Source organism: Psychrobacter sp. AOP7-B1-24 (genome assembly GCF_052376215.1).
Classification (GTDB): Bacteria; Pseudomonadota; Gammaproteobacteria; order Pseudomonadales; family Moraxellaceae; genus Psychrobacter.
In genome coordinates, this window is sequence record NZ_JBQSVL010000113.1 from 1 (window position 1) to 6,295 (window position 6,295).

5 protein-coding genes are annotated in these 6,295 nt (G+C 37.1%); 3 read left to right on the forward strand and 2 right to left on the reverse strand.

Annotation, left to right across the window (positions count from 1 at the left end):
* On the reverse strand, positions 1-1,428 hold a 1,428-nt coding region (locus tag ACT3QP_RS13875; RefSeq protein WP_444525907.1), incomplete at its 3' end, for a WG repeat-containing protein.
* Positions 1,425-3,896: a WG repeat-containing protein gene (locus tag ACT3QP_RS13880; protein WP_444525908.1), complete on the reverse strand. Its 2,472-nt coding sequence runs from the start codon at positions 3,894-3,896 to the stop codon at positions 1,425-1,427. The genes ACT3QP_RS13875 and ACT3QP_RS13880, both read right to left, overlap by 4 nt.
* 242 nt (positions 3,897-4,138) lie before the next feature.
* On the opposite strand from ACT3QP_RS13880, the gene ACT3QP_RS13885 reads away from it, so the two are divergent.
* The 3 genes from ACT3QP_RS13885 to ACT3QP_RS13895 all read left to right on the forward strand — a co-directional run.
* Positions 4,139-5,281, forward strand: coding sequence for a WG repeat-containing protein (locus ACT3QP_RS13885; RefSeq protein WP_444525909.1), 1,143 nt, complete (start codon positions 4,139-4,141; stop codon positions 5,279-5,281).
* Positions 5,282-5,361: 80 nt separating this feature from the next.
* On the forward strand, positions 5,362-5,769 hold the full coding sequence (locus ACT3QP_RS13890) for a hypothetical protein (protein ID WP_444525910.1): 408 nt from the start codon (positions 5,362-5,364) through the stop codon (positions 5,767-5,769).
* Positions 5,770-5,871: 102 nt separating this feature from the next.
* On the forward strand, positions 5,872-6,295 hold a 424-nt coding region (locus ACT3QP_RS13895), incomplete at its 3' end, for a hypothetical protein (RefSeq protein ID WP_444525911.1).

Here is a 6,295-nt window from a genome sequence, read left to right on the forward strand (position 1 = left end):
GTCGTATTCAAAAGGGATAATAACCAATCCACTGTTGGCAATGACACCATATTTATCGTTACTGCTAGCGATATAAGCTTGCGGTGAGCGATTAGCATAATAGTCGTGCTCTAGCGAGCTTGAAACTGAATACTTAATGTCGTTCTGATCAAAAGTATTCCACACCTCATCAGGTAAGACATAATTGTAGCTGTCTATTTCTGCGTTCATCTCACCTTCTACAACGACACTGTCTGCTGCTTCAATACTGGTAACATATGTAGTAGCAAAAGTTGCCTTAATAACGCTTTTATCTTCTATACGCTTAATCGAGTCAAAATAATGACGCACCTTGAGAGTGTCGCCAGATTGATCGGTATTAAGAATGCCAAACTTGCCAGCACGCTGAGCGATCAGTGGGCTGTCATACTCAAAAGTTATATCATCATAATAAGTATCAAGCACAATCTCAGCCCAATCATTGATAACCCCAACTTTACCGTTATTTGAAAATTTATACAGATGACTGCCTAAGCTTTTTATAGGCGTATCGGAGGTAATCAAAACGTCACCTTTAGGATTAATAAGCTGCTCACTCATCACATCTGCTGTATTAGGACTCCAATAGAGCGCATCGGCAACACCTTGGCTGGCACTTTCAATACTCAGAATAAAGGGCTCATAACCCACAACACTAAAAGTGCTTATACTTTGCTTAGCACGTATTGGTACCACAAATTTGTTCTTATGATTTATCAATCCTACTTGATTACCCAGCCTCACCCTCATAACGAATGCGCTACTATCACAATAATCTAAGCTCTCCATCTCATCATAAATCACTGGTATGGCAATCTCACCAGTGTCATCAATCAGTCCTAATTGCTCTTTCTTACTAATCTGAAAATATCCTTTTTGGGAGTCTGTATCGTAGTACGCACCTATAATACGTAGCCCAGGCTCAAACTGTTTTGACTTAGGATATAGCCACTCGCCTTGCTCACTGACTAAAGCATCGCTCAATTGACCATTGATATATTTAGATAAAATCGCCTGCCCATCATTCAATAGATCTATTGAATGATATTTAAAGTCATGAACGAGCCTACCATTGTTATCAATTAGTCCAAATTTTCCACCTCGCTTCGCCAAAATATGACCATCGCTATAGACCAAAATATCGTAGAGCTTATCAAATAGAACCTTATTAAAGTTATCTAGCACTCTATAATAAACATTATTTTTTTCAAGTTTGATAGCTTGTAAAGCCTGATTCATATTTGGAGGTATGTCTGAGATATTAATGTACTGGCTCATATCAGAGGCATAATTTAGCCCAAACTCAGTGCTATAACATTCTTCTATCTCAGCATAAGCAGTCGAACTCATAGTTATTAATATTAAACTCAGTAATGATAAGCTTTTATTGATCGAAAAAATGGCTCTCATTCATCACTCCAAGCTGACGTTAGTACCTGCTCTAATTCAGAAGTATCTTTAGTATCAATTAGCTGCAAGTTAGCGTCATATCGATACGCAATATTATTTTTTACAGCATAGATATAGACAGCATCTCCATTAAAATAAGGCATAATCATAGAGTAATCAGCTGATAAAAGCTCTTTACCATCAGTGTCAATAATACCCATCTTATAACCTGTTTCGCTCAAATTAAGCTCAGTAGGATTCCATTTAAAAACAGACTCATCCTTTACTGGTTTATCAGTACTAATTTCAGCCATAGTGATAATATATGATGGATAAGGCATGATATTGAAAATATCTTTTTTATTAGCTATAAGCACTTCACCTAGTTTATTTAATAGTAGCGACTGATCATTTTTAGTAGCCAAAAATAATGGTGTCACTTTACCGTCACGTAGGTTCTTTAAAGAGTCCGCTGTAGGAGAGTATCGAATGTCTTCGTATTCTACTGGCAAGATAAGCTGTCCTGATGTTTCTTCAACCAAACCGTATAAGTCGTCTTGGTTTTTGATAAGAATATATTTATCTTTAGTTTCGACAGACAATCTAGGATCAAAACCTACTAGGTCATATAGATTAATATCCGTATCGAGTGTGCTAATTTTTACTATGTCATCGTCAGCACGATAAACAAGCTCTCCAGACCTATCATATAGCTCATAGCGCCCGTCTTTTTGCGCCAAGATATAGTCTGTATAGTGCTCAACATTAATATGCTCAAATTCTGCTGGTGACAATTGCTTGCCACTTTTCATTTCAATCAGACCGTATAAACCCTCTTTTTCAAAGATTAAAATATCTTCTAAACTGGTATTTAAAATATTGGGAATAATCATATCGCTTAGCGGTACAACCACTTGTCCAAACTCATCTAGTATCCCCTGACGATCCTCTTTTTTTATCATGAATAAATTACTATCACGGCCGATACGACTATCCTCAGTAATATCATCATAAACTATGGGCAACACAGTTTCATCAACTGTAGTCACTAACCCATATTTACTGCCTAGACGCACCTTTAGCAAACGTTTATAAGCAGTAATACTGTCGTAATTATTGGGAATGAGCACGTTATTATGCGCGGTCATAAGACCTTGCTTACCCTCATTTGTAAAGGTAAATAGCTCGTTAGCATCATATTCATAGTCATATTTATTGGTAATATTATTAGGAACAAAACTGTTTTCTTTAGTCAATGAACCTGATGCGGTAGAGGGCTCTGAATTAGTAGAATCTGACACATTAACTCTGGCCTGCAATTGCTGCAAGTTACTAGGATAGTGATTTGAGAGTGTCGATATATAGTCATAATAACTTGAAGGTACGAGTGTATCGGTCTCCAAATCGTAGATAATCAATGCTTGCTTACCAGATTTTTCTACTTTTATTACTGGGCCAAAACTACCCACGTTAGTAATGTCATCAAAAACAGGCTCAATAACAATATTAGCTTCATCATCAATCAAACCAAACTTATTATTGACCATAAATCTATATAAAATACTTCCTCCATCTAACTGCTGAATAACGCTATCAGATTCAATAATAACTTTTCCGTACTCGTTCACTATTTTTTCAGTTATTAGACCTGTGTAATCAAACCCACCTATAAACTGCTTACTTTTTGGTTCGTAGATTTTTAGACTAAAAAGACTTTTATTCTTATTAAATACCTCTACCGAACGATTGGCTTGTTCTTCTATAATAGTCTGTCCCAACTCATTCATAATAGTAAGATAGCCACTTTTCCAACCCATAAACGTCAGCTTATTATTACTACAGCTAATCTCGCTATCAATACGATAATACTCGATAGGGACAATAGTGCGACCCGTGTGATCAACAATTCCAGTGTTCTTAATAGTATCTGTGTATTGCTCATGGCTCTCAACCTCTACCTTGAAATAACTAATACCAGTATCAACATTGGCGTGTATAGGATAAATCACTTTTATATCTTTAGCCGCCTCAATAGCTGTTTTGTTCTTAGTAGCGCTAGGGTATATCCAATTGCCACTATCATCTATCAATACAGAACCCTCAACATTACCGTCTAATATCTCCACTGAATAGACACCAGTATCAGAACTAAGCAAAATATCATGATAGTTAAAGTCTAAAATAAGCTGTCCATCTAGGCCTATGACGCCATGTTTGCCTTGGCGTCTTGCCACGATTCTGTCATCGTCATAGGGCTGTACCTCATAAAGCTTAGTGTACAAAACAGCACCTTCATCATCGACCAAATCATAAGCAGCACCGTGGCGTACTAGCTCAAAACCTCGAGCGTTGTTTTGATTGTATTCAGCTATATTTGAGCGGTTAGACCAATTAGATAAACAAGATTCGGAAGAGTCGCGACTTTTATAAGCGGCGACTGGATCATCAGCATAGGCGGCTAAGCTTATTAATAGCAGTACAAGGCTCAAACAGATAAACCTGATGAACATTGTTGAAAGCAATTTGGTCGAAGATAGAACAACAATTGGTATATTAGAAGCAGGCGTTGAACACATAGTTAGAGCTTTAGCAAATAATTTTGTTTACAGTAGACAAAATTCCAGTAAGGTGCAAGCAAAACTATAAATAATAGGTTAGTATTCATTTTTTATTAATATTTACATCAACTTAAATTCGCTTAATTAGAATTAAAAAATTCTGGGTATTATTGATGAAACTTCGCATTAATCTACATAAATTACTTTTAGTTTTGACAGTAGTGAGCTGTACTTTGTTTGCGCAGTCAGTATCCGCCTGTGTCAGACCTCATGTGGCTGGGTATGATTATGTGTATTGTCTAAAAGATGGTTTAGCGAAAGTCTTGCGCAATGATAAGCATGGATTGATTGATGCTAATGGAGAGATAATAATCGCTCCTACATACGGTTCAATCGGTCATTTCTCAGAGGGAAATGCTTGGGTTTCTTCGTCGGACTATAAGTACGGTTTTATTAATAAAACGGGCAAGTTAGTCATACCGTTATCATTTGATCAAGCAGGTGACTTTTCAGAAGGATTGGCGATGGTTGAAGTCAATGATAAAACAGGATTTGTAGATAAAGCAGGAGATGTCGTCATACCTTTTCGATATGACAGTGCTGGCGATTTTTCGGAAGGACTTGCTTGGATAAAGCAAGATGATAAGTACGGCTATATTGATAGAAGTGGTAATGTGGTTATTGAACCACAGTATGAGGCTGCTTGGAGGTTTTCTGAAGGTTTAGCTGCTATCAAGAAAAATGGTAAAGTTGGCTTTATTAATCATGCAGGCAAAATGATTGTCTCGCCTCAATATGATATGGCAGCATTATTTAAGGATGGTATGGCAAGTATTATGGAACAATGGCGCTGGGGCTATATCGATCACAATGACAATGCAATTATCCCGATAGAATATGATTACCTCAGTGAGTTCTCAGAGGGGTTGTTGAAGGTTATCAAAAATAATAAATATGGTTTTCTTGATAAAGCCGGCACTATTATAGTTCCGCTTATCTATGATGAAGCAAACGACTTCTCAGAAGGTTTAGCCGCTGTTGAGCAGCATGGTAAATGGGGATTTATCAACAAACACGGCAAAATAGTGATTCCTTTAGAGTATGACGAGGCATTAAGTTTTTCAGAAGATTTTGCTGCTGTCAAATTGAATAACAAGTGGGGGTTTATTAATAAAACTGGCAAGATAGCGCTTGAATTAGAGTACGATAATGCGACATATTTTTATGGCGCTCTTGCTTATGTTCAATATGACAATGAATGGGTTTATATTAATAAACAGGGTCAAATAATAGACTCACCTTTGCTAGACAATTAAGCTAATTTTAGAGTTAATCACTCAGTTATAAATAATATTCAATACTGGAATAGTGCATATTTATCAACAGGAATAACATTATGAAAATGTTCAAGACTATCCTAGCAGGTGTTTGCCTACTCTCTCTCACTGCCTGTATGAATTCTCGCGATTGGATTGGTGGTGGTGGTGAATATTTAACAGATAATGAAGGACTAGTGGCAGACTGTAGAGGAAATTTTTTAAGTATGGAATCTCCACCAACGCAAGCTGAACAATTTTGGCAAGCTAATAATTTACCAAAAGGAACCACTGACTTTGTCTGTAAAGAGGGTAAAGCTTATGAAGCCAGTAAAGTCACTGACTGTCAAGGCAACCTTATTGCCAAGCAATCTGGCGGTGTTGAAGGATTTAGAGCAAAGTATAATTTGAATAATGGAAATATAAGGTTTACTTGCAATAATGGCACTGTTACCCCTGTTCCTTTAAGCGGCGATTTGCTGTCATAGAATAATAAGACTATTTTCCAATTCAACACCTGTTGTTATCTATACGGACAATAAGAGAAAATTTCGCGACGTCATTCAAGGTTAATCAATAAGAGCAACATTATGAAAATTCTCAATACTATCTTAGCTGGTGTCTGCCTACTCTCTCTCACTGCCTGCGGTACCCTTCAAAACTGGAATAGTGACTATTTATCAGGTGGAGACTATCTATCAAACGATGATGGGATGGTAATAGACTGTTATGGAGATTTAATAGGCACGAACCCTAATACTGTTTCAGCAGCTGAAAGATTTTGGCAAGCTAATAATTTACCTAAAGGGACCACTGACTTTGTTTGTAAAGATGGCAAAGCCTACTTACCTAGCAAAGTGACGGACTGTCAAGGCAACCTCATCGCCAAACAGCCAGGTGGCATTGCGCAGTTCAAGCTCAATAATAACTTCCCCAGATATGAAAGTGGTGAAATAGTTTTGTACACTGCATTTGAATGTGAAGGCAGTAACGTGGTTCCTGTAGATTATACTG

Excerpts from the sequence above, each read along its gene's own strand:
- ACT3QP_RS13885 (WP_444525909.1), top strand. The coding sequence starts at position 4,139 with ATGAAACTTCGCATTAATCTACATAAATTACTTTTAGTTTTGACAGTA.
- ACT3QP_RS13890 (WP_444525910.1), top strand. The coding sequence starts at position 5,362 with ATGAAAATGTTCAAGACTATCCTAGCAGGTGTTTGCCTACTCTCTCTC.